The organism is Vibrio sp. OPT46 (genome assembly GCF_015163535.1).
Taxonomy (GTDB): domain Bacteria; phylum Pseudomonadota; class Gammaproteobacteria; order Enterobacterales; family Vibrionaceae; genus Vibrio; species Vibrio alginolyticus.
In genome coordinates, this window is record NZ_JADDYG010000703.1 from 1 (window position 1) to 617 (window position 617).

Annotated in this window: 2 protein-coding genes; both read left to right on the forward strand. The window is 38.7% G+C overall.

Annotated features, from left to right (window positions below):
* A partial coding sequence (locus IQR33_RS25630) for a hypothetical protein (protein WP_193844175.1) occupies positions 1 to 293 on the forward strand: 293 nt, incomplete at its 5' end.
* Positions 293 to 617: hypothetical protein (locus tag IQR33_RS34370; RefSeq protein WP_228014140.1), on the forward strand; the 325-nt coding region annotated here is incomplete at its 3' end. The genes IQR33_RS25630 and IQR33_RS34370, both read left to right, overlap by 1 nt.

The following is a 617-nucleotide window of genomic DNA, read 5'->3' on the forward strand; positions in this document are numbered from 1 at the left end:
TTGATACAGCCTATCGGCATTTCTGTAAAGCCAAAACAGATGATAGCTTAGACATCATGTTTGAAGGTGCTGAAAAGCAATTGGCAAATTTAGATTGTGCTGGCGAGGAGCGTAATCGAGTCTTTCATAACATTTACATTGCATATGGACGTCGACAAGAAGACATCGATGGCGAAAGTAAAAGTACAGAATATAAGGCACAGAGAACAGTTGATAAGAGCCTAGCTAATAACAAAAATCTAAGTACAGAAGAGCTACTGGGTGAGGCGCTAAGAGCAATGGAAAATAAGTAATGATCAAAATAGGATTCCCTGTACGCACTTCATTACACAAATTGACGAAACTCTTTACTCAGCTGTTTAACCGATTGTTTGTATACCTTTCAGTTAGCAGCTTACCACAAGTAATCTTCATGGGGGCGGCCATATTTGCTCTGTTTAGTGCGGTTATAAGCTTAACCGAATCGATTAACTATGTTCTTGCTGGGATGGCTAACTATGGCTTCATCGAATTGCTGAGGGTCTTAATCTATATTGCATTCGCTTTTTCTCTGGTAATGAAAATGTGGAAAATTAGTATTACTAGCTTTATCTTGATCATTCTCTTCGGACTAGCTA